We start from the raw sequence: 24,015 nt of genomic DNA on the forward strand, positions 1-24,015 counted from the left end.
CCCTCCCGCCGCGTCCGGAGAACGCAACGGGAGGGTAGAGGCCGAGCAGCCTAGAGAGCGGACACCGGCTTATGAGTCACCTGACGCATAAACGGAATGGTCGCCAACAGGCCCACATAGACCAGTACCAGACCCAGCGCAATAGCGCCGAAGGTCAGACCGAACATCTTCGCCAGAACCTCACCGGGAAGACCCTGAGCCGCAATCAAAGCCGTCAGCGGAAGACCCAGCAGCGCAGAAATCACGCTGATGAGCACCAGCGGGCCGAAGACCACGGTCAGGCGCGAAGCCTGCAGCAGCTTCGTGGGGGTACCCATCATATTCAGTGAAGAATACAGCGAACCACGCTCGTAAATGGCGGCGCTCTGGTTCAGCACTGCGGAGAGGGTGACCAGCAGGTACGAGAAGAACAGCATGAGCAGCATGCCCTGGAACATGTCCTGCATGATGGTCATGAAGGGACCGGCGGCGGGACCGGCTTCCTTCGCGTCTTTGCTCATCTCACCCGCCAGAATCAGGATGGGACCGAAGAAGGTCACCAAGAAGGTCGACAGTGCCACGCCCGAAACCTGGCGCCATGCACCGCGCGGGGATTCCAGCACCGCACGGTAACCCAGCAGCACTGACGCCTTCTGGGTCATGCGTACACGAATCTTTGCGTACGCCCACACCAGGAAGGTGCCAATCAGATCGATGGCAACCATCATCACCAGACCAGGCAGAGCAATGAAGATCGCGAGGTTCTTGATGGCGCTATCGGCGCCGCCGTCCTGGAAGGGCGAGAACATTCTGAAGCCCGTGGAGGTAGACGCCAGAATCATCACGGCAATGACCAGAACAACACCGATACCCAGGGCAATGTAACCGGCGGAGCCAGCCTTCGCGCGGGTACGCACACCCAGCGGGCTGATGCTGACCTTCGCCAGACCGAAGAGAGAGCTTAGAGCCGCCAGGACCATGCACCCCAGGAAGCAGTAGAAAATCATGCTCACCGGCAGGAGCATATTCTCAGCACCCAGCGGTACGTTCATGAAGTGCATGGCACCGAACGGGAAAATTAGCACCAGGTAGAGCAACAGGCCAATAATGAAACCCACGAAGGAGTACACCAGCGCGTCTGCAACCGACAGACCCACGATCAGGGTCGTGGAGGCACCAATCAGGCGCAGGGAAGCCAGACGCTCGTCACGGCGGCGGGCACTCAAACGAGCAGCCGAAGCGCCCAGGGTAAAGAGCGGAACAACCAGTACCAGAGCGGCAACCCACGCCAAACCCATGTAGAGCTTCTGAATGCCCATCAGGTTCACCAGTTCGTGGTCAACGTTGGAGGCGTGGTCAAGCCAGGTGCTCAGTGCCTGAACACCACCGGCAACCGTCAAAAACAGCGCCGATGAGGCCGCAAAAGCCAGCACGGGAAGAATCGCCTGCGAACTCCATAGGGTTCGCTTGGCGAGCAGAGCATAGATTTGCATTATGCACCTGCCTGAGACTGAGCGTCAGGGTTCTGGGTGCCGTTCTGCGCGGGTACGCCGCCCTGGCTATTGCGCTGATCGCTCACAATCTGGCCGTCCTGCAGGTACACCACGCGGGAGCACGCGGCAGCCACGTTCGGATCGTGGGTGACCACCAGTAGAGTCTTGCCCTGCTGCGGAATCATGGTCAGCAGCAGCGCCATCACCTCGCGCGCGGTCTTCGAATCCAGCGCGCCGGTCGGCTCATCCGCAAAGGTCACGGGGGCGCCGTTCACCTGCGAACGGGCAATAGCCACGCGCTGGGCCTGACCACCGGACATCTCACCCATGCGGCGGTCCAGCATCTGGCCCAGACCCAGGCGGTTCAGCAGGTCAGCAGAAATGGCGCGCGCCTGCTGGCGGGGAATACCCGCAATCATCGCGGCGAGGGAGACGTTCTCCTCCGCGGTCAGCTCGGGAACCAGCAGACCCTGCTGGAACACGAAACCAAAAGAGCTAGCGCGCAGGGAGGTGCGCTCGCGCTCGCTGAGAGACTCGACCGCCACCTGACCGGTGGGGGAGTTGAACAGCACGGAACCGGCATCGAGCTTAATAATGCCCGAGAGCGCGTGCAACAGGGTGGTCTTACCGGAACCGGAAGGACCCATAATCGCCACGGATTCGCCGGGGTAGATATCGAGGCTCACGTTACGCAGAACCGGGTTATTGCCGTAGGACTTGTGCAGGTTGCGGGCAGAAATAATCGCACCGGGCGCGAAGGGCGCCTGCTGCATCTGCTGGGGCATCTGGGGTGCCTGAGCGGGGTAACCCGGCTGGCCCTGATAATACCCCGCCTGGCTCGGCTGACCCGGCTGGGTGGAGTACTGGCCCGCAGGCTGCGCCGCCTGCGGAGGGGTCATCGAGTACGGGTTCTGGGACGTGGGAGCCTGGAACTGCGGGTTCTGGGGTTGAGGATTCTGCGTCATAGCAACCTTCATCGGATATGAACTAACGGAAGTACCCGTCTATCATCTCAGCTTCTCGGCGGCTCGGCCCTCCATCTGAGGGCTGAAAAATATGGGAATACGCTGAGAAAAAGGGCCGACGCGGCGCGGGAGGGAGCTATTCGCCTCGTCCTCCGGTATGAGGTCGGCACCGCGGGTGGCGTGCAGGCGGTGTGGCTTCGACCCCTTGAACTCGCGGAGACGAGTGGGATACTAGAAGGATGATCGACGCACAGAACACCCCCATCATCACCCCCGTCGCGCCCGAACCGCACGGAACCCGCATCATTCTTATGCGCCACGGGCAGACCGATTGGAACATCGACCACCGTTTCCAGGGCGGCACCGACATTCCCCTCAACGACACCGGCCGCGACCAGGTGCGCACCGCCATCGACGCGCTGAAGCAGGCCCGTGACGAAGGCACCGTCGTCGACCTGGTGCTCTCCTCGCCCCTGAGCCGCGCGGCCGAAAGCGCCGAGATTGTGGCCGAAGGCCTGAACGTGCCCTACCGGGGTGCCGTGGCCGGATTCCAGGAGCGCTCCTTCGGCGAGCTGGAGGGGCAAATCGCCACTCGCGAGCTGGTGCTCGCCTCCCGCGAATCCGGTGAGGAGTACGGCGTGGAACCCACGGAGGAATTCGTCGCCCGCGGCCTGGCGGCCCTGAACCGCGTGCGCCGCGAGTACGACGGCAAGACCGTGCTGGTGGCAACCCACGGCATGTTCATCGCGCTGATGATGAACGCCCTGCTGGGGGAGCGCCCCGACTGCCTCACCGAGGAGGGTTTCTACCCGATTCCCGTCAACGCCTCCCTGACCGAGGTGCCCCTGCAGTACCTGGACAGCACCATCGACCGCCTGCTCGTGCGTCAGAACGAACCCGACCTGGGACCTGAGCCCCTGCCCGCCGGCGCCGAGAACACCTCCCTCACCCTGATTCGTCACGGCCAGACCGACTGGAACAAGGTGAACCTCATGCAGGGCGTCACGGACATTCCGCTCAACGACACCGGTCGCGAGCAGGCACACACCACCGGCAAGAAGCTGGCGGAGATGGGCCTGGACTTTACGGTGCTGGTGTCTTCGCCGCTGTCCCGTGCCCACGAGACCGCGCAGCTGGTCGGCGAGCACTTCGACCTGCAGGTGGACAAGACCTACCCCGAGCTGGTCGAGCGCGCCTACGGTGACGGCGAGGGCCTGGACATTCCCGCCCCCGAACGCCGCGCCCCCGAGCGCTACTACCCGAACGTGGAATCCGAACGCGACGTGTACATTCGCGCGGTACGCGTGCTGCGCCAGATTGTGCGGGACTACGCGGAGCGAGGCGGAGAACAGAAGATTATCGCCGTCAGCCACGGCAGCCTGATTCGCCGCGCCCTCTCCGCCGCCGCGGGTGAGGAGTGGACCGTGACCGTGCCGAACGCCGAGCCGCTGGTGGTGGACGTCCCCGGCCTCTTCGCGTGGGACTCCTCGCGATACACCGACGAGGTGGGTCGCATTGTCTGGTAGCGCGCGCCCCGCGGGCAAAGTCCTTGAGCGTTCGGCGCAGGGGGCATCCGTTGCACCCGAGGGGGCAGCTGAGTCCTCGGCGCGTCCCCTCTCCCGGGGGATGCGCGTGCTCCGCGGCGCCCTCTGGGCCCTTACCGCACTGTACTGCCTGGTCGTGGCGAGCATCGTGTTCGCCCCCGTCCACGTGGACGACAATGAGATGGGTGGCCGCCTCGCAGCCCTGCTGGATGCGGGCCACGCCGCCGGCTGGCTACCCGAGTTTGTGACCTACTCCAGCATCGAGCAGCTCTCAAACGTCATCATGTTTGTGCCCGGAGGCTTCCTCTTCGCCCTGCTTCTGGGACCGTCTGCGCGACGCCACGTGCTGTACGCCGGGTTCGTGGTGAGCGCGTGCATCGAGACGATTCAAAGCTTCATGCCTAACCGCACGGGGGATTTCGTGGATGTGCTCATGAACGGTACGGGTGCCCTGCTGGGAGCGGCCTGCGCTTTCTGGATGCACCGGGTGCTCCGCAAACGCCGGGAGCGCCGGGCGTAGGGACCGGCCCGCCGCCCGACCGGTGGACACTGGCGGTCGATGCGTGTGGGCCGCGTTATGTGTGGGCCGCGTTATGTGTGGTCCGCGGAACAAAACCCAACGCCTCATCGAGTCAAACAGACATAATCACTCACACGGGGTGGTAAAGGGTGTGGTTTCTGTAGGGAACACAGGGTAATATTCCGGTGAATACGGTGGTTTATATTGACCTACCCACAAAAACCCACATAAAATCAAGTATGATAATGGATGTTCTGGGGCGCACTGCGTTTGCTTCCCGCGGGAACGTACCCGCACTGAGAACACGCCATAGATACGCACAGATTTCCTACCCACTACCGAAAGAACACCGAATTTATGTTCGCAGAAGAACGCCGTGCCGAAATTGCAAAGCTCGTTGCCTCCGCACGCCGCGTGAACGGCGCAGACCTTGCGCGCCGATACGATGTGACCATGGAGACCGTGCGCCGTGACCTTGCCGCCCTGGAAGAGGCCGGCAAGCTTCGCCGCGTCCACGGTGGCGCGGTGACCATCGAGCAGTCCACCTCTCTGGAATCGTCTATTTCCTCCCGCCAGGGCATGAACACCCCGGAGAAGCGTCGCATCGCCACCAAGGCGTACCAGATGCTACGCGATTCTGAGTCGGGTTCCATCGTGCTGGACGCGGGTTCCACCATCGAGATTCTCGCCGACCACATCGGCGCCGAGAACTTCAGCCTTAAGACCGGCAACGACCGCATCATCATCACCCACGCACTGCATATTGCAGTTAAGCTCGCCGAGGCCGAGGGCGTAACCCTCGAGCTGGTGGGCGGTCAGTTGCGTAAGATGACCTGGGCCGCCGTCGGTGCCCGCGCGGCCGAGCACTTCGGCACGATGCGCCCCGATATTGCGTTTATCGGTGCCAACGGCATCGAGCCGCACTTTGGCATCTCCACCCCCGGCATGAACGAGGCAATCGTTAAGACTGCAATCTGCAAGTCCGCCCGTCGCGTGGTCCTGCTCTGTGACTCCGCGAAGTTCGGCCAGGAGTCCCTGGTCCGCTTCGCTGGATTTGAGGATATTGACACCCTCATTACCGATCGCGAGCCCGAGGGTGCCCTTCGCCAGGCGCTCGAGGCCGCCAATGTTGAGATTGTGATTGCCTAATGATTATTACTCTGACCGCCAACCCCAGCCTGGACCGCACGATTGAGCTCGGCGCGCCCCTGGCCCACGGCGCCGTGCAGCGTGCCGTCGGTGCCGTGCAGGATCCGGGCGGCAAGGGCGTGAATATTTCTCGCGCGCTGCAGGTTTCCGGTGTTCCGACCGTGGCTATTGTGCCCGGCGAGTCCACCGACCCGGTGCTGACCGCTCTGTCTGCGGTGGATGTCGAGTTTGCGAACCTGCCGACCGGTGAGCCGATTCGCTCGAACATCACCGTGGTGGACCCCGATGGCACCACCACCAAGCTGAACGCTCCCGGCACCCACTTTGATGCGCAGCTGCGCGAGAAGCTGGACGCCCTGGTGATTGAGCGTTCCAAGGGTGCCGAATGGGTGGTCCTGGCCGGCTCTCTTCCGCCGGGTCTGGAGCCCACCTACTATTCCGAGCTGGTGGCGGCCCTACGCGCCTCCGGTTACGAGGGCAAGATTGCGATTGATACCTCCGAAGCGCCGCTGATTGCGACCGTTGCGGGTGCGCACAAGCCCACGCTGATTAAGCCCAACTCCGAGGAGCTGGCCCAGCTGACCGGTGGTGATAATTGGGAGGAGCTTGAGGCCAGCCCCGAGCTGACTGCCCGCACCGCTCAGAAGCTGCTTGGCGACGGCATCGAGTACGTGTTGGCCACCCTGGGTGGCGGCGGCGCGGTGCTCGTGACCGAGGAAGGTATCTGGCACGCCGTGCACGAGCCGATTCAGGTGCGTAGCACGGTGGGTGCCGGTGACTCTTCGCTCTCGGGCTTCTTGATTGCGCACACTCGCGGCGCGGATGCGCCCGGTTGCCTGGTTCAGGCGGTGGCCCACGGTTCTGCCGCGGCGGCCCTGCCCGGTACCCGTATGCCCTCGCTGGATCAGACCACCCCCGAGAAGGTTACTGTCCGTCAGATTCAGCTCTGATGAGGAGCGAAACACCACCGACGTAAATATTCTAATTTGAGAATATTTGTCCGAGGCTCTGCACACACTTAAAACACAGGAGGAGGGCGTTCCCGCCGGAGCATCCCGCCTCCACTCCAATCCGAGGAGAGAACATGTCCGATCTGATCACCGCGGATCTCGTCCTACTGGACGAGAATCTCGGCGACACCCGATTCGACGTCATCGCCAAGCTTGCCGAAGCTGTCGTCAAGGCCGGCCGCGCGACCGACTTCGAGCAGCTCTACGCGGCTGCCGAGGCTCGCGAGTCCAAGACCGACACCGGTATTCCCGGCGGCATTGCCATCCCGCACTGCCGCAGCGCCGCTGTCACCGAGCCGACCCTGGCCATGGCACGCCCCAACCCCGCCGTTTCGTTCGGCGCTAAGGACGGCCCCGCCGACCTGATTTTCTTCATCGCTGCACCCGACGGTGCTGACCAGGCCCACCTGAAGCTACTGTCGACCCTGGCACGCTCCCTCATGAAGAAGAGCTTCACCGCCGCCCTGCGTGAGGCTTCGTCTGCCGATGAGGTCGTGGACCTGGTGAACGGTGCGCTGGGCGTGGGCGAGAAGAAGGCGGAGGCTAAGCCCGCCGAGGCTGCGCACGCCGCCCCCGCCGCTGCCGAGAAGGAAGCCCCGAAGGCTTCTGAAAGCGCGCCGGCCGTGAAGAAGATTGTCGCGGTGACCGCGTGCCCCACCGGTATCGCCCACACCTACATGGCCGCCGACGCCCTCAAGTACGCCGCCGAGGAACTCGGCTACGACCTGAAGGTTGAGACCCAGGGCTCCTCGGGCAACGAAACCCTGAGCCAGTCCGATATTGACGCCGCCGACGCCGTGATTTTTGCCGTGTCGGTGAACGTGCGTGACCGCAACCGCTTCGCCGGTAAGCCCTTCGTGGAGTCCCCCGTCAAGCGCGGTATCGACGAGCCGAAGGAAATGATCGCTGAGGCCTTGGCCGAGGCCGAGAACCCGAACGGTGCCCGCGTGGCCGCCGCCGCATCCACCTCCGATGACAGCGCCGGCGCCTCCGAGGGTGCCTGGGGCTCGCGCATCTACAAGGCCGTGATGACCGGTATCTCCTACATGATTCCGTTCGTCGCCGCCGGCGGTATTCTGGTGGCCCTCGGCTTCGTCTTCGAGGCCATCACCATGCCGAACCTTGGCGACGTGGACACCAAGGCAATTCTGGGTTCGGCAACCCTGTTCAACCTGGGTGACGTGCACTGGACCCTGTACCTGGGTGCCGTGCTGCAGACCATCGGTGGTTTCGGCCTGAGCCTGATGGTTCCGGCCCTAGCCGCGTACATTGCGTACGGTTTGGCTCAGCGTCCCGGTATCGCACCGGGCTTCATCGCCGGTTCCGTGGCTCTGGCCGTGAACGCGGGCTTCCTCGGCGGTATCGTCGGCGGTATCCTCGCCGGTCTGATTGCATACGCCCTGGGCACCCTGAAGCTACCCCGCTGGTTGGGTTCCATGATGCCCGTGGTTATCACTCCGCTCGTGACTTCGCTGGTGACCGGCCTGGCAATGTACCTGCTGCTCGGTGCGCCCCTCGCATGGGTTATGACCACCCTGCAGAATTGGCTGACCTCCATGTCCGGTGGTTCCGCTCTGCTGCTCGGCCTGATCCTGGGTGCCATGATGGCTTCTGACCTGGGTGGCCCCATCAACAAGGCTGCTTACCTCTTCGCAACCGCCGGTCTGTCCTCGGGTGCGACCGTGAACCAGGAAATCATGGCCGCCGTCATCATCTCGGGTATGGTTCCGCCGCTGGCCATGGCCCTGGCCACCACCCTGCGCCCCAAGCTCTTCAGCGAGACCGAGCGCGAGAACGGCAAGGCCGCCTGGCTGCTGGGTGCATCCTTCATCTCCGAGGGTGCTATTCCCTTCGCCTCGGCTGATCCCGCCCGCGTCATCCCCTCGACCATTGTGGGTGGTGCCCTTGCCGGCGCCATCTCGATGAGCGCTCACGTGGCCTCTCCGGCACCGCACGGCGGTATCTGGATTATTGGTCTGGCGCAGAACCCGCTGATGTTCTTCGTGGCCGTGCTGGCCGGTACCGTGCTATCGGCTCTGGTGTACGTTGTGCTGAAGTCCATGGGTGCCCGCTCCAAGGCATCCGCCTAAACCGTAGACCTCATCTTCTGATTGACTCGCAACTACAGAGGACAGCGCGAATAGAACGCGTTACACTGTAGAGAACCCACAGATAGGATATGAATCCCATGACTACCTACAAGGGCGTCGGCGTCTACGCCGGTCGCGTGATTGGCCCGGTTCTTCAGATGCCCAAGCCCATTGAAGAGCCCAAGGACGGCCTGCGTCTGAGCGGTGAGACCGCCGAGGCAGCCGCACAGCGCATCAAGGACGCTTCGGTCCGCGTGAAGGAAGACCTGCTCGCTCGTGCCGAGCACGCCAGCCGCGATGGCAAGGCCGTGCTGAAGTCCACCTCCCAGATGGCTACCGACCGTGCCCTCATCAAGAGCGCTATCAAGCTGGTCGAGACCCAGGAGATGGCCCCCGAGCGCGCAATCTGGGAGGCTGCAACCTCCTTCGCTGACCAGATGGCTGCCCTGGGCGGCTACATGGCTGAGCGCGTGACCGATATCCACGACGTTCGTGCCCGCATCGTCGCCGAGCTGACCGGTCAGCAGGCCCCCGGTATTCCCGTCTCTGACGAGCCGTTCATCCTGGCCGCTATCGACCTGGCGCCGGCTGATACCGCAACCCTGGACCCCGAGAAGGTTATCGCCCTGATTACCTCTGACGGTGGCCCCCAGGCGCACACCGCTATTCTGGCTCGCGGCCTGGGCCTGCCCGCTATCGTGGCGGCCAAGGGCGTGACCGATATTGCCGACGGCACCATCGTCTACGTGGACTCCAACGAGGGCATCGTCGACACCGAACCCACCGACGCTGACCGCGAGGCAGCCATCAAGTACGCAAACCGCAAGCCCGTCGCCGACTTCGACGGCAAGGGCGTGCTGGCTGACGGCACCCGAGTTGAGCTGTACGCAAACGTTGGCGACGGTAAGTCCGCTGAAAAGGCCGCAAGCCTGAAGGCCGAGGGTGTTGGCCTGCTCCGCACCGAGTTCGGCTTCCTGGGCCACGACGCCGAGCCCTCCATCGAGACTCAGGCAAAGACCTACAAGTCTGTGTTCGACGCATTCCCCGGCAAGCACATCGTGGTTCGTACCCTGGACGCCGGCGCTGACAAGCCCCTGCCGTTCCTGAACGTGAACCCCGAGGAGAACCCCGCACTGGGTGTCCGCGGTTTCCGTACCGACTGGACCGTGCCGGGCGTTCTGACCCGCCAGCTGCAGGCTATCAAGGCCGCTTCGGAGGATTCCGACGCCGACATTTGGGTTATGGCCCCGATGATTTCGACCACCTCCGAGGCACGTAACTTCGCGAACATGCTCAAGGAGATTGGCCTGCCCGTTCACGGTGTGATGGTTGAGACCCCCGCAGCCGTGATGAACGCCGAGGCAATCCTGGGCGAGGTGGACTTCGTGTCCATCGGTACCAACGACCTGACCCAGTACACCATGGCGGCTGACCGCCTGCTGGGCGATCTGGCTCACCTGAACAACCCCTGGCAGCCCGCAGTGCTGAAGATGATCAAGATGACCGTTGAGGGTGCTCAGCGTGCATCGGTCACCGCCGGCAAGAAGAAGTACGTGAGCGTCTGTGGCGAGGCCGCAGCCGACCCGGCTCTGGCTGTTGTTCTGATTGGTCTGGGCGTTGATACCCTGTCCATGAACGCCGGCGCTATCCCCGCCGTGGCCGCCGTGCTGAAGTCCGTCACCAAGGAGAAGGCACAGCAGATTGCCGCTATCGCCCTGCAGCAGATTTCCTCTGCCGAGGCGAAGGAGAGCGCACGCAAGGCTCTGCCGATTCTGGACGAGCTGGGCCTCTAATCAAGAGTCGCTAGGGTTCGCGGCTTCCTCACCGTCGGATGGTCGCTGAACCGCTCGGCCCATGAGCCGACACACCTACAATGCCGGGTGCAGAGATTATTTCTGCACCCGGCATTTTTATGTTTGTTAGCGCAGGGCTAACCGGTACAATTTATAGGGTAAGGGCGGGTCCTAACGCGCCCCGTTCATCTAGAATAGGTTCCGAGATTATTTCGGTTCCTGAATCAAAGGAGAAACATAATGGCAGAGCGCGAAGCCACTATCGCAAGCCGTGTCGGCCTGCACGCACGTCCGGCAGCAATTTTCGCTGAGGCAGCTGGCGACCTCCCCGTCGAGGTCACCATCGCAGCTAAGGGCGAGCCCGCCGATGAGGCTATGGATGCAGCATCCATCCTGTCCCTGATGTCCCTGGGCGCAAAGCACGGCGATGTTGTCGTTCTGCGTGCTGAGGGTGAGGGTGCTGAAGAGGCTCTGGACTCGCTGGTTAAGATCCTCGAGACCGACCACGACGCTGAGTAATTAACCTCGGCCCCGGCCGGGTTGCCGTATTCCGTCGCCCACGGGTGCGGAAACGAGCACACAATGCGTAAATATCCCGTCACTGAGGTGGCGGGATATTTTGTTGCCCGCGTTCTTCACCGAGGGGAGGCAGACCGCGAACGGCCAAAGAAAACGGGCCGGGCGGAGGGGTGGAGAATTTGATTTCGGGACCTGCTCACGAGGGTGTACCCCTCGCGTCGCTCCCTTGTTAGACTATAGGGGCACTGTCTAAACGGGAGGGGACATTGGCAGAATCGAGGAATACTCCCGCGCCTTCGGAGGTACGAGCCGGAGCGCGGAACGCGTCGCATGCAGGCGAGGCGCAGGCTCAGCCGGGAGAGCCGGATAACACCCGGAATAGCGCCTCGGAAGAGGCCGTCCCCGCGGTCACAGCGGGTTACGTCGCAGGCAAGGGCGGGTTTCCCCTGGTCTCCCTCGATCAGGTTGCTGACGAGCGCCTGCGCCGCGTCCTGGCGCAGCAGAACACCTCCGAAGAGACGGGGACCGTGCAGGCGCACGCCGTGAGCGATGTTCTGCACGACGTAGCCGCGCAGGTTGGTATTCCTACCGTCCCGGACGAGGTATCCGCCCCGCAGGAGGAGCCTGCCGAGCTCGACCACGGTGCCCGTACCCTCATTGACCCGTCCCTCACCCCCGAGGATGAACTGGACGCATACCGCGACGAAGCGCATCCCGTAACTGCCAGCAACGTGGTGACTGAGGCGGCTCTGACGCGCCCCTCCCAGCCGGTTCCCATGACCGGCATGATTCCTCAGGTTCCGAACTCCCAGGCCGCGCAGCGTTACGGCCTCGATACGGCCTCTGCCGCGGTGCCCAAGACCGGCCCCGTCTCGGCGGCGACGACCGCCGTGCCCCTCGTGGGCCGGAACGTACGAGGAGCGCGAGGCCGCGGTACCGGCGGTCGCTGGGGTACGCGCCACCTACGTTCTTTTGTGCGTACCGAGGAGGCGGCTCCCGGCGCGCCGCGCGGTGCCGCTCGCATCGCCCAGCGGCAGTTCGTGCCGACCATTCGTACTCAGGAGCACGAGCGCCGTGAGGCCTTCCGTCGCGAGAAGGAATACGCCCGCGATACCCTGAACTTCACCCTGCGTTTGGCGGAGGCGATGTTCCACTACGGTGCCGACGCTATGGACGTGGACTCGGCCATCATCGCGGTCTCTTCCGCGTACGGGCTGGATTCGGTGGACGTTGATATTACCAACCAGTCGGTGACCATCAACTACACCTCGGACCCGGATATCTACATGGAGTCCCGCATTGCCAAGCGCAACGCGAACGCGGACGAGCGCTTTACCCACACGCTTGTGCGCGTGGTGCGTTCTTCTACGGAGAACTATGAGGCGCTCTCCGAGGTGTACGGCCTGATTTACAAAATTACGCGAGGCGGCATGACCCTTGAGATTGCCGATCTAAAGCTGAGCCAGATTACGCACCGACCCAAGCCCTTCCCGCCGCTGGTCGTGTGGCTGGCAAACCTGGCCTGCGCCGCGACGCTGACCGCGGCACTGGGTGCGAGCTTCTCCACGGCTCTGAGCGCGGCCATCATCTTTATTCCGGTGTACTTGCTGATTCAGTGGCTAAGCTCAATCGGTATCCCGGCGTTCTTCCGCATGGCAGCCAGCGCGGGCCTGATGACCTTCCTGGCGATTTGGCTGGGTGGCGATGGTTCGATTCTGCAGCGTCCGGGGGAACCGATTTCGGCACCCTTGGTGGTTGCAGCGGGCATGATTATGTTTTTGCCAACCCCCCGCCTGGTGGGTGCCGTGCAGGACGCGATTAACGGTTTCCCGGTGACGGCCGCGGGCCGCTTCGTGTCGACGGGCATGAGCTTCTTGGGCCTGGTGGTGGGCATCGCGACGGCTGTGAGCGCTATTAATATTTTCAATGGCCCGACCCTGGATATTGAGCAGCTGCGCTTCCAACCGACGACCCCGCTCGTTGCGTCGTTTTTCTTCCTGATTGCGACGGCGACCTTCGCGATTACCCTGCAGACGAAGCTGGTGAAGGTTGGGTGGCTGATGCTCATCACCACCTGTGGTCTGGCGGCTTATTACAGCTATGATATTCTGGCCGGCCCGAGCACGGGTCGCGGTCCGACGGCGTGTGCGGCGGTTGTGATTGGTGCGTTGAGTACGTATTTTGCGTACCGACTGCACGTGCCGCAGGCCATCTTTTCGATTCCCGCGATTACGTTCCTGCTGCCGGGTCTGTCGTTCTTCCGCGGCATGTACCTGCTGACGGTTGAGACCGACGTGATTCTGGGTATGCAGAACATGATTACGGCGGCCTCGATTGCGGTGGCGATGGCCTCGGGTGTGGCGCTCGGTAATTACACGATGCAGTATCTGTTGCAGCGTTTCACGAAGCCGCGTAACGTTGAACCTTTGGACGCTGTGGCTCCCGAAGCAGCGGATGCGGAATCCACCCCGGCTTAACATGCCTGACGGGATTATATAGCCAATATAGAATATGCGTGGCGGCCCGTGAACCTCAGTTCACGGGCCGCCACGCTATCTTTGAAAGCTCTAGCGCACGGTCCAGTCCACCGGCTCGGCCCCCTGCTGCACGAGCAGGGAATTCACTGTGGAGAAGGGGCGGGAACCGAAGAAACCCCGTCGCGCCGAAAGGGGCGAGGGATGCGCCGACTCCACGCTCGGGTACGGCTTCAGCATGGGCGCGCACTTGCGTGCATCCGCACCCCAGAGCAGACCCACGAGCGGCTGATTGCGCGCCACCAGGGCACGGATAGCGCACTCGGTAATCTCTTCCCAGCCCTTGCCGCGGTGCGAACCGGCATCGGACTCGCGCACGGAAAGCACCCTGTTCAGGAGCATGACGCCCTCGTCGGCCCAGCAGGACAGGTCGCCGTGCTCGGCGGGAGCGATGCCCAGGTCGTCCTGCAGCTCCTTGTAGATATTGGTGAGCGAGCGGGGCACGGGCATGCCGCGATGCACCGAGAAGGACAGGCCCATGGCATTACCGGGGGTGGGGTAGGGGTCCTGCCCGATGATAAGAACCTTAACCTCGCTCATTGGGCGGCGGAAAGCGTTGAAGATATCGCCGGACGGTGGGAAGGTTCGGTAGCCGGCGGCGTGCTCGGCGCGCAGGAAATCCCCCATGGCGTGAATCTGCTCTTCGACCGGGGCGAGGGCCGCGGCCCAGTCCTCGCTCATGATGGTGTTCAGGGGCTGGTTCAAGCGTACTCCTCGGGCTGGGGCGGCCCGGCTGGTTTCTCGGTGCCGGGCGCGCGACGTTTGCTTCTCCTCTAGACTGAGGCTCTCCTCTAGACTAAGGGAAGACGAATACTCGCGGTGGCAATGTCGGCCGCGATGGTACGCCGCAGACAGAATGAGGAGGGAATATGTCGGAGCAGGAACACACCGAAGCCGTGCAGTCCGAAACCCCGGAGAACAAAACTCCGGGAAAGACCGAAAGTCCGGCTGAAACCTCGGCCGAGACCCCCGTCCGTGCTGAGACTCAATCGGATGAGCTGAACGACGGGCTGAACCCGCTCGAGCGGCGCATCCTGGCCCTGGAAGGCCGAGGATTCAAGCATCAGGGTTCCAAGGAGAAGGCCATTAAAGCCCTCGGATTCACCCCGATTGCCTACTACCAGATGCTGAACGTCATGCTGGACGACGAGCGCGTGCGCGCGGCGGCTCCGCGACTCGTGGATGCGCTGCGTGCCCGTCGTGACGCCGACTAGTCAATCCTGGCGTGACGCTTTGCGGTGCGTGCCCGCGTTGGTTCCGCTTGCCCGAGACGGTACTCTAGGTACAGGGAGCGCCGAGTCATCCGCCGCGCTACCTCGAAGAAGCACCGCGCGGACCACCGCGATAAAGTACCCGTGAATTGAGGAGACCATGAGCTATCCCCGCGACGAGTTTGATGAGGTGGACGAGAAGACCGCGCGCCGCGGAACCTACCGCGCGGTCAACGCCGATCCCGCAAAGAGCCCGAAGGGTGCTATTCCGCTGGTTGCCGCCGGCGTGGTTGGCCTGCTGGTGGGTGCCGCCATGTACATTTATGCCCCGCGCACGGCTTCGCCCGAGTACTCGGCGCAGAAGTCCGCGTCGAGCTCCGCTTCGGCCCGTTCCTCGGCATCCGCTACCTCCGCTTCGGCCTCTGCGTCCGCGACGGCCTCGGCCAGCCCCTCGAAGACGGGCCTGGTGGACAGCATTTCGGTGGGCGTGTTTAACGCGTCTGCCCCGGCCGGTAGCGCCTCGAGCGCGGCGGCTCTGCTGAGCAATTACACCGTCAACGAGACCGCCAACTACACTGGTGCGGCCCCGGCGACCAGCGTGGTGTACTACGCGGAGGGCTACCAGGCGCAGGCGCAGAGCATCGCCGCAGCCCTGGACATTTCCCAGGTGCGCCAGGCGACCTCCGCCGTGCCGATGGGCAACCACGAGGTGATTGTGGTTCTGGCCTCCGATTACACCGGCTAGGCCCCCGCCTCTGCCGCTTTGTCATGACAAACTTTCACCGACCCCACTCGTGCAATTCCAATCAGGTACCGGGTGGGGTTGATGCTTTAACGTCCCCCCTCGAGAGGGCGTTGAGGTCCCCGATGGTGGGTTGGGTGAGCGCAGATTAAGCACTGGGCGATTAACCCTTCAACCTTGGGCTTAAACGTTTGCCCCCTGCCGGTGCGGGTGCCACAATTGATGTAGCATTTGGGCGCCCTGCATGGCGCGCGCGTGAGTTACACGCGCCAGGGTCCGGGCCCCAATTTTAGACGTACCGCATCCCAGCGGGATGCAGGAGAAAATCCTATCGTTCAGGAGGACACTTATGGCAAAGCTCATTGCTTTTGACGAAGAGGCACGCCGCGGCCTGGAGCGCGGTTTGAACACCCTCGCCGATGCAGTGAAGGTGACCCTCGGCCCCCGCGGCCGCAACGTTGTGCTGGAGAAGGCGTGGGGCGCCCCCACCATCACCAACGACGGTGTCTCGATCGCGAAGGAAATCGAGCTGGAGGATCCGTACGAGAAGATTGGTGCGGAGCTCGTCAAGGAAGTTGCCAAGAAGACTGACGACATTGCCGGTGACGGTACCACCACCGCTACCGTTCTGGCTCAGGCGCTGGTCCGCGAGGGCCTGCGCAACGTGGCTGCTGGCGCTGACCCGCTGAGCCTCAAGCGCGGTATCGAGAAGGCTGTTGAGGCTGTGACCGAGGCTCTGCTCTCCTCCGCGAAGGAAGTTGAGACCGAGGAAGAGATTGCCGCAACCGCGTCTATTTCCGCTGGTGACGCTGAGATCGGCAAGCTCATTGCTGAGGCAATGGAGAAGGTCGGCAAGGAAGGCGTCATCACCGTTGAGGACTCCAACACTTTCGGCCTGCACCTGGAGCTGACCGAGGGTATGCGCTTCGACAAGGGCTTCCTGTCCGGTTACTTTGTGACCGACCCGGAGCGTCAGGAAGCAGTCCTGGAGGACCCCTACATCCTGGTTGTGAACCAGAAGATTTCGAACGTTAAGGACCTCGTCCCCGTCCTGGAGAAGGTCATGCAGTCCGGCAAGCCGCTGCTGATTATCGCTGAGGACGTTGAGGGTGAGGCTCTGGCTCTGCTGGTGCTGAACAAGATGCGCGGCTCCATCAAGTCCGTGGCCGTGAAGGCTCCGGGCTTCGGTGACCGCCGTAAGGCTCAGATGGCCGATATCGCCATCCTGACCGGTGGCCAGGTCATTACCGAAGAGGTTGGCCTGTCCCTGGACGCAGCAACCCTGGACATGCTCGGTACCGCCCGCAAGGTCGTTGTGACCAAGGACGAGACCACCATCATCGAGGGTGCAGGCGACGCAGCAGCTATCGAGGGTCGCGTGGCTCAGATTCGCGCAGAGATCGCTAACTCTGACTCCGACTACGACCGTGAGAAGCTGCAGGAGCGCCTGGCTAAGCTCGCCGGTGGTGTTGCTGTGCTGAAGGCTGGTGCCGCAACCGAGGTTGAGCTGAAGGAGCGCAAGCACCGCATCGAGGATGCTGTGCGTAACGCTAAGGCTGCTGTTGAGGAGGGTATCGTCCCCGGTGGTGGCGTTGCTCTGATTCAGGCTGGCGTGAAGGTCTTCGACAAGCTGGAGCTGACCGGTGACGAGGCGACCGGCGCGAACATTGTGCGCGTGGCTATTGACGCACCGCTGAAGCAGATCGCTGCTAACGCTGGCCTGGAGCCGGGCGTTGTGGTTGACCGCGTTCGTTCCCTGCCTGCTGGTACCGGCCTGAACGCTGCGACCGGCGAGTACGAGGACCTGATGGCTGCTGGTATTGCTGACCCGGTGAAGGTGACCCGTTCGGCTCTGCAGAACGCTGCGTCTATTGCTGGCCTGTTCCTGACCACTGAGGCTGTTGTGGCAAACAAGCCGGAGCCCGCCGGCGCGGCTGCTCCCGGTGCGGACGGCATGGCAGGCATGATGTAGTAGAAATTTATCCCTGATGGGGTAAATTTCTACGGAATCCGTGGCACGCGAAGCGTGACACGGTGGTGACCCGGCGCTGGTACCCAAACCGGCGCAGGTCCACGCATCCGTATGAGGCGGGGGCGGCTACCCATGAAGGGTGGCCGCCCCCGCTTTTTCTGTGCCGTTTGGGCGGTAACTCAAAGAGGTGTTTGCGAGGCGAGGAGGGGGTAAGCGATATGCTGAGAACATGAGCTCTAACACCACGTCTTCTTCTCATCTTTCACCAGCCCCGGACCGCGCCAATCGGAGCGTGAAGAGCATCGGATCGCGGGGCTCGATTCTGAGCATCGGATCGGTGAACTCGTTCTGCAGTATTGGCTCCGTGAACTCGGCGTTTTCGATTGGCTCGGTATTCTCGATTGGGTCCATCGGCTCTGTCTTTTCTGCCGGGGCCGTCGCCTCGTGCCTGGGCTTTCTTGGGGTGCTGTCAGTCTTTTCGGGGTTCTCCGTGCTCTCGGTGGGGTCGTATCGGTCGGCGCTGAAAGTAAATTGTCGCCCGGGGACTCGGCCATCGGGTCCTTCGCGTTCCTAAGCGCCCGTGCGTCATGGGCCGGCGGCGTTCCCGGCTCGTGGAGGCGGTAAAATGGTTCCCCTATGGAATGTGCCTATTTTCGTGAAGACCTCTGCTCCTCCTGCCCCAGCATTGAGACCGCCTACACCGCGCAGGTGCAGGCGAAGCAGGAGCATGCCCGCGCCCTGCTTGCCGCGTACCCGCAGCTGCAGTGGCTGGATCCGGTGACCAGCGCGGAGGCGGGCTTCCGCAATAAGGCGAAGCTCGTGGTGGGCGGTTCGGCGAAGAACCCGACCCTGGGCATCGTGGACTACCGTACGGGCGCATCCACGGATTTAAGCGAATGTCCGCTCTATATGGAGCCGATTCAGGCTACTATTCCGGTGCTGCGTGAGCTGATTCAGCGCGCAGACCTGACCCCCTATGACATCCCGAATCGCCGCGGTGAGCTGAAGAATATTCTGGTTACCGCTTCGGCGGCGGGTGAGCTGATGGTGCGTTTCGTGCTGCGTTCGAAGAAGCTTCTGGTGCCGATTCGCCGGCAGCTGGGCTGGCTGCAGGAGCGGCTGCCGAACCTGGCGGTTCTGTCGGTGAACCTGTTGCGTGAGCCGGTGGCGCGCGTTGAGGGCGACGAGGAGATTATTCTCTCGGAGCGTCAGACCCTGCCGATGCAGGTGAACGACCTGACCCTGCATCTGCGCCCGCAGAGCTTCTTCCAGACGAACACGAAGGTCGCCGAGGCGATGTACGCGCAGGGCCGCGAGTGGGTGCGTGAGGTGGCTCCGCGCTCGCTGTGGGACCTGTACTGCGGCGTGGGTGGTTTTGCCCTGCACGCTGCCTCGGTGATGGGCGGCGGCTCGGTGACGGGCATTGAGATTAGTGCGGAGGCGGTCGCTTCGGCGCAGCGCACGGTCGCTGAGTATGGGCTTGAGGGCGTGGACTTTTCGGCTCAGGATGCGCCGGAGTTTGCGGTGTCTTCGGGCACGGTGCCGCAGATGCTGGTGGTGAACCCGCCTCGTCGCGGTATTGGTGAGAGCTTGTGCGCGTGGATTGAAGGTTCGGGTATTGACCGTGTGGTGTATTCGAGCTGTAATGCGGTGACTTTGGCGAAGGACCTAGAGCGCATGCCCGCGTATGCGCCGGTGCAGGGCCGTGTGCTGGATATGTTCCCGCATACGGACCACTACGAGGTCATGGTGCTGCTGCAACGGCAGTAGCAGCCTTTATACGCGTAGGCGGTGGCGTCTCGGACGGTTGTGTCCGAGGCGCCACCGCTTTTTCGTTCCCCTCTAGTGGGCGTGAAATTCTAACCCTGCGCTGTGAAATTCTGTGCGGCGAGAATACCCGCCACGTACGCCACCTGACCCACGTGCTGTGCCGCGTCGTCAATCAGACTGACTAGGCGCACCCCGCGAGTCACCGGCGGAGTCCACGAACGGTCAATAATCTCACTCAAATCAGCCTCGCTCAGCGTCTGCGCGTAGTCGGCGAGCGCCTCGCCGGTCGCCACAAGGTACTCCACCAACAGGGCAGAATCTTCAACCACGATGGAGCGTGCCTGCTCGGCGGTGTGGCCGTAGCCCATGGTGTCGCCCAGCTCGCCCAGGTTGAAACGTTCCCTGAAGCCCTGAGCCTCCCAGACCTGCGGCTGACCGTTCAGGGCGGAGAGCTGCATGTCCATCTGTCGTCCGGCGTGCCAGAGCAGCCAGGCGATAGAGTTCGGGTGCCCGCCCGGGTGGACGTTGAGCGCCTCGGGGGATAGCCCCTTGACGGCTACGGCGGCTTCGATACCGGGGCGGCTGGCGGCGTCACGCAGAATATCGTGGGTGTTCATGGAGTTCTCCTGAATTTGCTGGCTTCCTTTAGGCCGGCTTCTTGTAGGGAGCCGGGTAGTTTCAGTCTACGCCCGAGCGGGCTGAGGGGCGGCTGTGGAAGGAGGGAAGGGCCTTTGTGTTTATGGCGCACATCCTAGAGATAAAACTTGACGATGTAAGTTTTTGCTGTCATAGTTGTACTTGTACCCGATACGGATACAACTAAGGTATGCGGCACACAACCCAGGAGGGGACATGGACACCAAATTCTCGGTAGCACTACACGTCCTAACGATGATTAGCGAAAGCGAAAAAACGCTCAGCTCCGAGGACCTCGCGCGTAGCGTCGGCACCAACGCCAGCTACATCCGCAAAATCATCACCCTCCTCAAAAAAACAGATATCCTCAGCTCCCAGCGCGGCAAACCCGGCTACCAGCTCACCCGCCCGGTAGAGAACATTAGCCTCCTCGACATCTACCTCGCCGTCCAGGAAAGCAGCAGCATCAACCTCTTCCACACGCACCACAACGCGAACGAAGAATGCCCGGTCGGCGCCCACATCCTCCAGGCGGTCAACCCCATCTTCGAAGAAACCCAGCGGCACCTGGCTCAAGACCTCGCACAGCAAAGCCTGCGCAACGTCATCACGAACCTCTACACCGCGGCAGGAAAAACCCCTCCCGCATAACCGGCTCAAATACGACACCAGAACTTACCGAATAACACCACACCCGAAAGGACCCCCATGAAGGCAGCACAGATCGTTTCTTACAACAAGAACAACATCGCCCTCACCGTCACCGACGTACCCGCACCCCGCCCCGCCGCACAGCAGGTACTCGTCAAGATCAGCACCGCAGGCGTCAACCCCCTCGACAACATGATTTCCCGCGGTGAAGTCAAGCTCATCACCCCCTACGCCCTGCCCCAAATCGCAGGCAACGAAATCGTCGGCCGCGTAGAAGCCCTCGGTGAAGGCGTCACCTCCTTCAAAGTCGGCGAGCGCGTCTTCGCCCGCCTGCCGCTGAACAGCATTGGCGCTTTCGCAGAATACGTAGCCGTGGATGCGGCCGCTCTGGCTCGCGTACCCGAATACCTCAGCGACGAAGAAGCGGCGGGCGTTCCCCTGACCGCCCTGACCGTCATGCAGGCATTCGACCTGATGAGCGCCCAGCCCGGCAAGACCATCTTCATCTCCGGCGGTACCGGCGGTGTGGGTGCCATGGCAATTCCCCTGGCAAAGGCAAAGGGCCTGACCGTCATCACTAACGGTAGCGCCTCCGGTAAGGAGCGCGTGCTGGGTCTTGGCGCTGACCGCTTCATCGACTACAAGACCGAAAACTACGCTGAAACCCTCAGCGGTATCGACTACGTGCTCGACACCCTCGGTGGCGACGAGACTGAAAAACAGATGAGCATCATGGCGCCCGGCGGTCAGCTCGTCTCCCTGCGCGGCATGCCCAACAAGGCATTCGCACAGCGCATGGGCATGCCCCTCTGGAAGCAGCTGCTCTTCGGGGCGGCAGGTCGCACCATGGACCGCAAGGCGCAGAAATACGGCGTGACCTACCACTTCATCTTCGTCGAATCTAACGGCGCGCAGCTGCAGCAGGTTGCTGACATCTTCGCTGAGCGTCAGATTAAGCCCTCTATCGACACTGTCTTCCCCTTCGAAGACGTCAACGCCGCCCTGGACAAGGTCGCTAACGGCCGTTCCAACGGCAAGACCGTCATCTCCTTCACCGTATAAGCGCCTCACTCAACGAAAAGAAGAATCGTGTCTTACCTCGAAACTCCCACCCGCCACATCACCGTCAACAACCAGAAGATTGCCTACCGAGAACTCGGCGAAGGCAACTCGGACATTCCGCTGGTCATGCTCGTGCACCTCGCCGCGACCATGGACGACTGGGACCCCAAGCTGCTTGACCTGCTCGCTAAGCGCCAGCACCTGATCGTGATGGACCTGCCCGGTGTAGGCTCCAGCGAAGGCTCTGTTGCGACCACCATCTCCGGTATGGCTCACCAGGCAGCAGAAATTATTCAGGCCCTCGGCTACCAGAAGGTCAACCTGCTGGGCCTGTCCATGGGCGGCATGATTGCCCAGGAAGTTGTGCGCGCCTACCCAGCCCTCATCAACCGCATGGTGCTGGTCGGTACCGGCCCGCGCGGCGGCGCTGGAATCGACGCCGTCACCGGAACCACCTTCGGCTACATGGCGCGTGCAGCCCGCGAGAAGATTAGCCCCAAGCGCTACATCTTCTACACCCACGACGCACAGGGCGGCATTGAGGCGCAGCGCGTGCTGGACCGCATGGATGCCCGCACCGAGGCGCACCGCGGTGCCCCGATGAAGGTTGTCGGCTTCCTGCGTCAGCTGGTGGCTATTCGCCGCTGGGGCAAGCAGCCGCAGGACGATATGGCGTACATTGCCCAGCCCACCCTCATCGTCAACGGTGAAACCGACATGATGGTGCCCAGCGTCAACTCCTACGATATGCACCGCAAGGTTGCCCAGAGTGAGCTGAAGATGTACCACCGTTCCGGTCACGGTGCTCTCTTCCAGTATGCAGATGAGTTCGCTGAGGACCTGCTGAAGTTCCTGGAAAGCTAGAGTCCCGGCCACTGACATGGGCGAATACGGCAAGTAATCCGCCAAAATATCACCCATAAAACCTACTTTGAGGCCCCTGCCGCGCCCCCTGCGGCGGGGGCCTCACCTTATACCCCATCGCCTGAGCCTGCCCCAAAGAAAACCGGCACCCGGAAATAATACGCCCGCACCCTCGTTGAACTCTGCGAAGAAAACATCATCTGAACTTCATAGGAGAATATTATGATCACCCCCGCTTAGCTGCACTTTGATATGGTTGTCATCGGCTTCGGCAAGGGCGCCAAGGCCAACCGGTGCAATGACGCTCACCGTCGCCGCCGTTCTTCCACAACTAACTCTGCGCAACGACCTCCTGGTAGTGCTCGCCCCACGCCCACAGCGCATCGAACAGGGTGCGCATGCTCTGCCCCAGCTCGGTCAGCTTATACTCCACGCGCAGCGGCACCTGCTTGTAGACGGTGCGGGTGAGGATTCCGCGAGCCTCAAGCTGGCGTAGATTTTCGGTGAGCACCTTCTGCGAAATATCGCCAAGCGAGCGCTGAAGCTCCTTATACCGCAGGGGCCCGTTGAGCAGATCACGCACAATCAGAGCGCCCCAGCGCGTTGAAATAACCTCCAGAGTGGTTTCGACGGGGCACTGCGGCAGTTCAGCGTTTTGGTAAAGGTACTGGTCCGTCACAATGGTTTCCTTGGGGTAACTGGGGCACGTTAAAGTGCCGTATTGACGGGTGTTTATCGCGTCGGTAGCGTTGAATACGTCCTAAGAATACAACGTTTATCGCGGAGGAAACATGAAAATCGCAGTCATCGGTGCAAACGGTAAAGCCGGTACTCTCGTCGTGCGTGAAGCCATCGAACGCGGGCATGAAGTTACCGCTATCATGCGGTCCGAACACCCCACCCAGGCGCAGCACGCACTCATTAAGGACGTTTTCGCGCTCACTCGCAACGACCTGTCGGGGTTCGATGCAGTGGTAGACGCCTTCGGCGCGTGGACTCCCGAGAGTCTGCACCTGCACAAGGACCACCTGGTCCATCTTGCAGAGGCGCTCAGCGGCACCCAAACTCGTCTGCTCGTTATCGGCAGCGCCGGTAGCCTCTACCCCGACTCGACCACGGATCAGCGGCTTGTAGACTCGCCCGCTATGCCCGAAGAATTCAAACCGCTGGCTACCGCGATGGCGCAGGCGTATGATGCGCTGCGCATCCGTGAGGATGTTGCCTGGACCTACATGAGCCCGGCCCTGGTGTTTAACCCTGAGGGTGAGCGCACGGGTGAATACCAGCTGGCAGGCGATGTGCTGACGATAAATGCCGCCGGGCAGAGTGAAATTAGCTATGCGGATTTTGCGGTCGCCGTGCTTGACCTTATTGAGTCGGGGGAGCATCAGCGCGAACGCGTAAGCGTGGTGTCGCGCTAGCTTACACCCCTGCTGCTGGGTGTAAAAAGAGCCTTTATGTGAATATAGCGTTGGAAATCCCGCTTTATTCACATAAAGGCTCTTTTTTAG

General features: G+C 62.3%; 21 protein-coding genes. 16 read left to right on the forward strand and 5 right to left on the reverse strand.

Annotated features, from left to right (window positions below; all coding sequences use genetic code 11):
- Positions 1-50: 50 nt before the first annotated feature.
- Both AC3E6W_RS01180 and AC3E6W_RS01185 read right to left on the reverse strand, forming a co-directional pair.
- The gene (locus AC3E6W_RS01180; protein WP_070681121.1) at positions 51-1,472 is read right to left on the reverse strand and encodes an FtsX-like permease family protein; all 1,422 of its coding nucleotides are present in this window, start codon (positions 1,470-1,472) and stop codon (positions 51-53) included.
- The gene (locus AC3E6W_RS01185) at positions 1,472-2,437 is read right to left on the reverse strand and encodes an ABC transporter ATP-binding protein (RefSeq protein ID WP_049331495.1); all 966 of its coding nucleotides are present in this window, start codon (positions 2,435-2,437) and stop codon (positions 1,472-1,474) included. Before AC3E6W_RS01185 ends, AC3E6W_RS01180 begins: the two co-directional genes overlap by 1 nt.
- Before the next feature lie 239 nt (positions 2,438-2,676).
- On the opposite strand from AC3E6W_RS01185, the gene AC3E6W_RS01190 reads away from it, so the two are divergent.
- The 8 genes from AC3E6W_RS01190 to AC3E6W_RS01225 all read left to right on the forward strand — a co-directional run bounded on the left by AC3E6W_RS01190 (position 2,677) and on the right by AC3E6W_RS01225 (position 13,539).
- Positions 2,677-3,963, forward strand: a complete 1,287-nt coding sequence (locus AC3E6W_RS01190) for a histidine phosphatase family protein (protein WP_490652134.1) — start codon at positions 2,677-2,679, stop codon at positions 3,961-3,963.
- Positions 3,953-4,501 (forward strand): VanZ family protein, encoded by a 549-nt coding sequence (locus AC3E6W_RS01195; protein ID WP_490652135.1) that lies wholly within the window; start codon positions 3,953-3,955, stop codon positions 4,499-4,501. Before AC3E6W_RS01190 ends, AC3E6W_RS01195 begins: the two co-directional genes overlap by 11 nt.
- A gap of 357 nt (positions 4,502-4,858) precedes the next feature.
- On the forward strand, positions 4,859-5,650 hold the full coding sequence (locus AC3E6W_RS01200; protein WP_049331499.1) for a DeoR/GlpR family DNA-binding transcription regulator: 792 nt from the start codon (positions 4,859-4,861) through the stop codon (positions 5,648-5,650).
- Positions 5,650-6,600, forward strand: coding sequence for a 1-phosphofructokinase family hexose kinase (locus AC3E6W_RS01205; protein WP_490652136.1), 951 nt, complete (start codon positions 5,650-5,652; stop codon positions 6,598-6,600). The genes AC3E6W_RS01200 and AC3E6W_RS01205 overlap by 1 nt, the downstream gene beginning before the upstream one ends.
- A gap of 134 nt (positions 6,601-6,734) precedes the next feature.
- On the forward strand, positions 6,735-8,750 hold the full coding sequence (locus tag AC3E6W_RS01210) for a PTS fructose transporter subunit IIABC (protein ID WP_294647423.1): 2,016 nt from the start codon (positions 6,735-6,737) through the stop codon (positions 8,748-8,750).
- 98 nt (positions 8,751-8,848) lie between these two features.
- Positions 8,849-10,543, forward strand: coding sequence for a phosphoenolpyruvate--protein phosphotransferase (ptsP, locus tag AC3E6W_RS01215; protein ID WP_490652137.1), 1,695 nt, complete (start codon positions 8,849-8,851; stop codon positions 10,541-10,543).
- Positions 10,544-10,783: 240 nt separating this feature from the next.
- Entirely contained in the window at positions 10,784-11,062 is a 279-nt protein-coding gene (locus tag AC3E6W_RS01220) for an HPr family phosphocarrier protein (protein ID WP_005504506.1), read from the forward strand.
- 266 nt (positions 11,063-11,328) lie between these two features.
- A complete protein-coding gene (locus AC3E6W_RS01225) occupies positions 11,329-13,539 on the forward strand; it encodes a threonine/serine exporter family protein (protein WP_490652138.1) in 2,211 nt (736 codons plus the stop codon).
- Positions 13,540-13,629: 90 nt separating this feature from the next.
- Here the strand turns inward: AC3E6W_RS01225 and AC3E6W_RS01230 are convergent, their stop codons facing one another.
- On the reverse strand, positions 13,630-14,301 hold the full coding sequence (locus tag AC3E6W_RS01230) for a uracil-DNA glycosylase (RefSeq protein ID WP_065423968.1): 672 nt from the start codon (positions 14,299-14,301) through the stop codon (positions 13,630-13,632).
- A gap of 164 nt (positions 14,302-14,465) precedes the next feature.
- Here AC3E6W_RS01230 and AC3E6W_RS01235 point away from each other — a divergent pair, with 164 nt between their 5' ends.
- The 4 genes from AC3E6W_RS01235 to rlmC all read left to right on the forward strand — a co-directional run bounded on the left by AC3E6W_RS01235 (position 14,466) and on the right by rlmC (position 19,291).
- Positions 14,466-14,810 (forward strand): DUF3263 domain-containing protein, encoded by a 345-nt coding sequence (locus AC3E6W_RS01235; RefSeq protein ID WP_490652139.1) that lies wholly within the window; start codon positions 14,466-14,468, stop codon positions 14,808-14,810.
- Positions 14,811-14,967: 157 nt separating this feature from the next.
- On the forward strand, positions 14,968-15,552 hold the full coding sequence (locus tag AC3E6W_RS01240) for a LytR C-terminal domain-containing protein (protein ID WP_070649962.1): 585 nt from the start codon (positions 14,968-14,970) through the stop codon (positions 15,550-15,552).
- A 346-nt stretch (positions 15,553-15,898) separates the two neighbouring features.
- Complete coding sequence (groL, locus tag AC3E6W_RS01245; protein ID WP_049343147.1) at positions 15,899-17,521, forward strand: chaperonin GroEL; 1,623 nt, start codon at positions 15,899-15,901, stop codon at positions 17,519-17,521.
- A 636-nt stretch (positions 17,522-18,157) separates the two neighbouring features.
- Positions 18,158-19,291 (forward strand): 23S rRNA (uracil(747)-C(5))-methyltransferase RlmC, encoded by a 1,134-nt coding sequence (gene rlmC / locus AC3E6W_RS01250; RefSeq protein ID WP_490652140.1) that lies wholly within the window; start codon positions 18,158-18,160, stop codon positions 19,289-19,291.
- Between the two features lie 89 nt (positions 19,292-19,380).
- Here rlmC and AC3E6W_RS01255 read toward each other — a convergent pair whose 3' ends face one another.
- Positions 19,381-19,908, reverse strand: a complete 528-nt coding sequence (locus AC3E6W_RS01255) for a mycothiol transferase (RefSeq protein ID WP_490652141.1) — start codon at positions 19,906-19,908, stop codon at positions 19,381-19,383.
- Positions 19,909-20,143: 235 nt separating this feature from the next.
- On the opposite strand from AC3E6W_RS01255, the gene AC3E6W_RS01260 reads away from it, so the two are divergent.
- Genes AC3E6W_RS01260 through AC3E6W_RS01270 form a run of 3 tightly spaced genes read left to right on the forward strand, consistent with a single transcriptional unit; the run spans position 20,144 to position 22,504 of the window.
- The gene (locus AC3E6W_RS01260; RefSeq protein WP_490652142.1) at positions 20,144-20,578 is read left to right on the forward strand and encodes an Rrf2 family transcriptional regulator; all 435 of its coding nucleotides are present in this window, start codon (positions 20,144-20,146) and stop codon (positions 20,576-20,578) included.
- A 57-nt stretch (positions 20,579-20,635) separates the two neighbouring features.
- Positions 20,636-21,640, forward strand: coding sequence for an NADP-dependent oxidoreductase (locus AC3E6W_RS01265; protein WP_070679864.1), 1,005 nt, complete (start codon positions 20,636-20,638; stop codon positions 21,638-21,640).
- 27 nt (positions 21,641-21,667) lie between these two features.
- On the forward strand, positions 21,668-22,504 hold the full coding sequence (locus tag AC3E6W_RS01270; RefSeq protein ID WP_490652143.1) for an alpha/beta fold hydrolase: 837 nt from the start codon (positions 21,668-21,670) through the stop codon (positions 22,502-22,504).
- A 331-nt stretch (positions 22,505-22,835) separates the two neighbouring features.
- Here the strand turns inward: AC3E6W_RS01270 and AC3E6W_RS01275 are convergent, their stop codons facing one another.
- A complete protein-coding gene (locus AC3E6W_RS01275) occupies positions 22,836-23,183 on the reverse strand; it encodes a winged helix-turn-helix transcriptional regulator (RefSeq protein ID WP_070679870.1) in 348 nt (115 codons plus the stop codon).
- A gap of 112 nt (positions 23,184-23,295) precedes the next feature.
- Between AC3E6W_RS01275 and AC3E6W_RS01280 the strand changes: the two genes are divergently transcribed.
- Complete coding sequence (locus AC3E6W_RS01280) at positions 23,296-23,925, forward strand: NAD(P)-dependent oxidoreductase (RefSeq protein WP_070679873.1); 630 nt, start codon at positions 23,296-23,298, stop codon at positions 23,923-23,925.
- Positions 23,926-24,015: the final 90 nt, after the last annotated feature.

This window comes from Rothia sp. SCPM-O-B-18226 (M350), from assembly GCF_058213595.1.

Bases quoted from the DNA above. Each gene is read 5' to 3' on its own strand.
- AC3E6W_RS01240 (WP_070649962.1), top strand. From the start codon at position 14,968: ATGAGCTATCCCCGCGACGAGTTTGATGAGGTGGACGAGAAGACCGCG.
- AC3E6W_RS01210 (WP_294647423.1), top strand. From the start codon at position 6,735: ATGTCCGATCTGATCACCGCGGATCTCGTCCTACTGGACGAGAATCTC.
- AC3E6W_RS01205 (WP_490652136.1), top strand. From the start codon at position 5,650: ATGATTATTACTCTGACCGCCAACCCCAGCCTGGACCGCACGATTGAG.
- AC3E6W_RS01255 (WP_490652141.1), bottom strand. From the start codon at position 19,908: ATGAACACCCACGATATTCTGCGTGACGCCGCCAGCCGCCCCGGTATC.
- AC3E6W_RS01265 (WP_070679864.1), top strand. From the start codon at position 20,636: ATGAAGGCAGCACAGATCGTTTCTTACAACAAGAACAACATCGCCCTC.
- AC3E6W_RS01185 (WP_049331495.1), bottom strand. From the start codon at position 2,437: ATGACGCAGAATCCTCAACCCCAGAACCCGCAGTTCCAGGCTCCCACG.
- rlmC (WP_490652140.1), top strand. From the start codon at position 18,158: ATGGAATGTGCCTATTTTCGTGAAGACCTCTGCTCCTCCTGCCCCAGC.
- ptsP (WP_490652137.1), top strand. From the start codon at position 8,849: ATGACTACCTACAAGGGCGTCGGCGTCTACGCCGGTCGCGTGATTGGC.
- AC3E6W_RS01200 (WP_049331499.1), top strand. From the start codon at position 4,859: ATGTTCGCAGAAGAACGCCGTGCCGAAATTGCAAAGCTCGTTGCCTCC.
- AC3E6W_RS01180 (WP_070681121.1), bottom strand. From the start codon at position 1,472: ATGCAAATCTATGCTCTGCTCGCCAAGCGAACCCTATGGAGTTCGCAG.
- AC3E6W_RS01220 (WP_005504506.1), top strand. From the start codon at position 10,784: ATGGCAGAGCGCGAAGCCACTATCGCAAGCCGTGTCGGCCTGCACGCA.
- AC3E6W_RS01190 (WP_490652134.1), top strand. From the start codon at position 2,677: ATGATCGACGCACAGAACACCCCCATCATCACCCCCGTCGCGCCCGAA.
- AC3E6W_RS01280 (WP_070679873.1), top strand. From the start codon at position 23,296: ATGAAAATCGCAGTCATCGGTGCAAACGGTAAAGCCGGTACTCTCGTC.
- AC3E6W_RS01235 (WP_490652139.1), top strand. From the start codon at position 14,466: ATGTCGGAGCAGGAACACACCGAAGCCGTGCAGTCCGAAACCCCGGAG.
- AC3E6W_RS01260 (WP_490652142.1), top strand. From the start codon at position 20,144: ATGGACACCAAATTCTCGGTAGCACTACACGTCCTAACGATGATTAGC.
- groL (WP_049343147.1), top strand. From the start codon at position 15,899: ATGGCAAAGCTCATTGCTTTTGACGAAGAGGCACGCCGCGGCCTGGAG.